Origin of the sequence: Caproiciproducens sp. MSJ-32 (genome assembly GCF_018918055.1) — a bacterium.
In the GTDB taxonomy this organism is placed as follows: Bacteria; Bacillota; Clostridia; order Clostridiales; family Clostridiaceae; genus Clostridium.
Genome location: NZ_JAHLPS010000092.1, coordinates 1 through 3,853, shown reverse-complemented (window position 1 = coordinate 3,853; position 3,853 = coordinate 1). Strand labels below are relative to the sequence as shown.

Here is a 3,853-nt window from a genome sequence, read left to right as displayed (position 1 = left end):
CACACTTTTCATTTTCGAATACATTTTGTAAAATAGAATATGGTAAACGAATACAAAAAATAAATTTTTTAAAATCTTAAAAAATTATGAAAAAATAAAAAAATATATAAAAAAATTAAAAAGTGTATTGTTATTAATACACTTTTTAATTAAATATATAGATTTCTTTTTAAAGGATAACTTTTTATTACAGTCTCTCTTTTATTATTAGAAATTTTCCAAATCTCAATTCTATCTACTTTTAAAGTTTCCAGTTCTGATTTATAAGTAATATCATTATAATGTTTTTTTATATCTTTTGGAATAAAGTTCAAATTAGCAATAGATAAATGCATTGATGATTCGGAATTTAAATCTAAAACGTTAAAGTTATATAATTTTAATGTATCACTTATAAGTCTGTTAAGTCTTTTAATATAACCTATGTCAGAAATTTTAACGTTTAAGGTTTTTCTAGATTCACTTATTAGAATTTCATTAGTTAATTCAACTTTAAAAAGTTTATAAGGTTTAATAATTTTGTTAAGTACTTCATCTAGTTTTTCGAGATTAGGATTTTCCACTACTTCTAGAGGTATATAAGGAATAGGGGAATTCCTATTTGCCCTAAAACGTTTAGATAAGTTTTTCTGAATAGGTATAAAATTTTTATAAGAGTCTTCATCAAATAATGCTACTAGATAATATTTCATAGTCTTAGCCTCTCATATTAAATTAGTTTATATAATATTTTGAATAGTCTATAAACTTTTCTTTATATTATACCACAATAAAAAAAATATAAAAAGCAATTCTATTATAGGATAGTAATAAAATTATTAAATGATACAAGCTTATGGAAATTGCTGCTCCTTGAAAAATCCCTATTTTCATAAGTTATTTTTATGATATAATGATTACTGTAAGTTTTTATAGTGTAAATAGAAAATGGTTAAAAGTTGAAAAGTTAGGAAATATTATATAGATAGATATAAAAGATGATAAGGGTGAAATTATGAAAAAGTTAGTTATAAATGGTGGCAAGATTCTTAAAGGTTCAGTTGAAATAAATGGTGCTAAAAATGCAGCAGTTGCAATATTACCAGCAGCAATTATGGCAAGTGAAGGAAAGTGTGTAATAGAAAACATTCCAGATATAGAAGATGTACATTGCCTTGAAAGAATTTTAAAAAGCTTAGGTTGTTCAGTAAATAAGATAGGTAATAATACTTTAGAAATAGATGCTACTGATGTAACAAGTATTAATGTATGTACTGATGATGTAAGAAAAATGAGAGCTTCTTATTATTTTATAGGAGCTTTATTATCAAGATTTAAAAAAGCAAGAGTTGAACTTCCAGGGGGATGCCCTATTGGAGTAAGGCCTATAGATCAGCATATAAAGGGATTTGAAGCTTTAGGAGCAAAGGTCACAATTGAACATGGTGCAGTTATAGTTGAAGCAGAACATCTTTATGGAACTAATATATTCTTTGATGTTGTTTCTGTTGGAGCAACAATAAATGTAATGTTAGCAGCTACTTTAGCAGAAGGAACTACAATTCTTGAAAATGTTGCTAAGGAACCTCATGTAGTTGATGTAGCAAACTTCCTAAATTCTATGGGAGCTGATATAAAAGGTGCAGGAACAGATGTAATTAGAATTAAGGGTGTTAAAAAGTTAGTTGGATGTGATTATAGTGTTATACCAGATCAAATAGAAGCTGGTACCTTTATGATTGCAGCTGTTGCAACAAAAGGAGATGTTACAATAAAAAATGTAATTCCAAAACATTTAGAATCAATATCTGCAAAGCTTACAGAAATGGGAGCTAAAATTGAAGAGGGAGACGATAGTGTTAGAGTATATGTTGAGGGTGATTTAAGAGGAGTTAATGTTAAAACAGCTCCATATCCAGGCTTCCCAACAGATGTACAACAGCCAATGTCAACTCTTTTAAGTATTATTCCAGGAAGAAGTATAGTTTCAGAAAGCATATGGGAAAATAGATTTAAACATATGGATGAATTAAAGAAAATGGGAGCTAATATAAAAGTTGAAGGAAGAACTGCTATAATTGAAGGAGTAGAAAAGTTAACAGGAACTCAAGTTGTAGCAACAGATTTAAGGGCAGGAGCAGCTATGGTTATAGCTGGATTAGTGGCAGTAGGTCAGACAGAAATATTAGAAATAGAACATATTGATAGAGGCTATCCTAACATAGAAGACAAATTTACTGCTTTAGGTGCTGATATATTTAGAGCAGTAGAGTAGTTAAAATATGGGGGATAAAATAATGAGGTTTTGTTCATTGTATAGTGGAAGCAGCGGAAATAGTATATTTATAGCCTCAGATAATACAAAGGTCTTAATTGATGCTGGCTTACCAGGGAAAAAGATAGAAGATGCACTAAAAAGTATAGGAGAAAAATTAGAAGAAATTGACGGTATATTTGTAACACATGAACACTCAGACCATATCAAGGGGATAGGAGTAATATCAAGAAAATATGATATACCTATATATGCGAATGCAGATACATGGGCAGCCATGGAGAAGAACATAGGAAAAATAAAAGAATATAATATAAAAATAATGGATAGAAGGTCGACTAAGTCTATTAAGGATTTAGATATAAAATCTTTTAATATACCTCATGATGCAGCTGCTCCAGTGGGATATGTACTTCATAATAATGGGAAAAGAGTAAGTGTAACTACTGATTTTGGTATATATACCCAAGAGATTAAAGATAATATAAAGGATTCAGATGTTTTACTTTTTGAAAGTAATCATGATATAAATATGCTTAAATTTGGTCCATATCCTTATGTATTGAAACAAAGAATATTAAGTGAAGTGGGGCATTTATCAAATGAAGATTGCGGTAAGGCTATAGTAGATTTAGTTCGTAGTAAATTACATAGAAAGGTAATATTAGGTCATTTAAGTGGAACCAATAATAATCCTGATTTGGCCTTTGAGACTGTGTGCTCAGTTTTAAGAGAAAACAACATTACTGAAAAGGACATAACTATTACTATGGCAAGCAGAAGTGGTCCAAGCAATTTAATTGAAATTTAATTTGATTTTATTTATATTAAGATTAAATAGAAATAAATATAAATTTTAATAAATTTATGAAGAAGGAGAATATATTATGAGCTTATATAAGCAATGGACAGATATGGTAGTTGAATATGTTAAAACAAAGGGAGAAAAAGCTTTCTGGAAGGAATATATGGAACTAGAAACATCCATATATAGGGATATACTAGCAAGACATAAGGAAGAGTATATTTTTACAATTTCAGATTTAGCTAAAAAATATAATACAACTTCAGAGTTTATTATGGGCTTTGTAGATGGTATTAATGATAGCTTAAAGAATCCTCTTGATTTAGAAAAAGTTACAGAAAATGAAGAAATTAAATTAGATTTAGATTTAGAAAAATTATATTATAATATGTTAGATGCAAAAGCAGAATATTTATATACATTACCACAATGGGATGGTATTTTTTCAGTAGAAAAGAGAAAGGAAATACAAAAACAATATAGAGAGTCAGTTATAGTTAGAAATGAAAATAAAATAGGTAGAAATGATCCTTGTCCATGCGGAAGTGGTAAAAAGTATAAAAAGTGCTGCGGTAAATAGTCTACAGACCCTCGTAAATAAAGGTTTTGCGAGGGTTTTTTATATTTTATAGTGTTATATGTTTATTTTAGTTTAAGTGGATACTATATGGTGGATTGTGTAAAGTAAATATGAAAAAATAGCGTAGCTACATGTATAATTACACAATATTGTTCAGTTTTTCTTTAAAATTTAAAAAAATTGATTTAGAAAGCTTGTTTTAAACAAAAAATGG

4 protein-coding genes are annotated in these 3,853 nt (G+C 28.1%); 3 read left to right on the top strand and 1 reads right to left on the bottom strand.

The window, feature by feature from the left end:
- Positions 1 to 149: 149 nt before the first annotated feature.
- Positions 150 to 692 carry a hypothetical protein gene (locus KQI16_RS10345; RefSeq protein ID WP_216434182.1) on the bottom strand — a complete coding sequence of 181 codons (543 nt, stop codon included), beginning with the start codon at positions 690 to 692 and terminating at the stop codon, positions 150 to 152.
- 302 nt (positions 693 to 994) lie between these two features.
- On the opposite strand from KQI16_RS10345, the gene KQI16_RS10340 reads away from it, so the two are divergent.
- The 3 genes from KQI16_RS10340 (at position 995) to KQI16_RS10330 (ending at position 3,639) form a co-directional block, all read left to right on the top strand.
- A complete protein-coding gene (locus KQI16_RS10340; RefSeq protein ID WP_216434180.1) occupies positions 995 to 2,254 on the top strand; it encodes a UDP-N-acetylglucosamine 1-carboxyvinyltransferase in 1,260 nt (419 codons plus the stop codon).
- Positions 2,255 to 2,276: 22 nt separating this feature from the next.
- Entirely contained in the window at positions 2,277 to 3,065 is a 789-nt protein-coding gene (locus KQI16_RS10335) for an MBL fold metallo-hydrolase (RefSeq protein WP_216434177.1), read from the top strand.
- Positions 3,066 to 3,141: 76 nt separating this feature from the next.
- The gene (locus KQI16_RS10330; RefSeq protein ID WP_216434176.1) at positions 3,142 to 3,639 is read left to right on the top strand and encodes an SEC-C metal-binding domain-containing protein; all 498 of its coding nucleotides are present in this window, start codon (positions 3,142 to 3,144) and stop codon (positions 3,637 to 3,639) included.
- Positions 3,640 to 3,853 lie beyond the last annotated feature (214 nt).

Bases quoted from the DNA above. Each gene is read 5' to 3' on its own strand.
- KQI16_RS10345 (WP_216434182.1), bottom strand. From the start codon at position 692: ATGAAATATTATCTAGTAGCATTATTTGATGAAGACTCTTATAAAAAT.
- KQI16_RS10330 (WP_216434176.1), top strand. From the start codon at position 3,142: ATGAGCTTATATAAGCAATGGACAGATATGGTAGTTGAATATGTTAAA.
- KQI16_RS10335 (WP_216434177.1), top strand. From the start codon at position 2,277: ATGAGGTTTTGTTCATTGTATAGTGGAAGCAGCGGAAATAGTATATTT.
- KQI16_RS10340 (WP_216434180.1), top strand. From the start codon at position 995: ATGAAAAAGTTAGTTATAAATGGTGGCAAGATTCTTAAAGGTTCAGTT.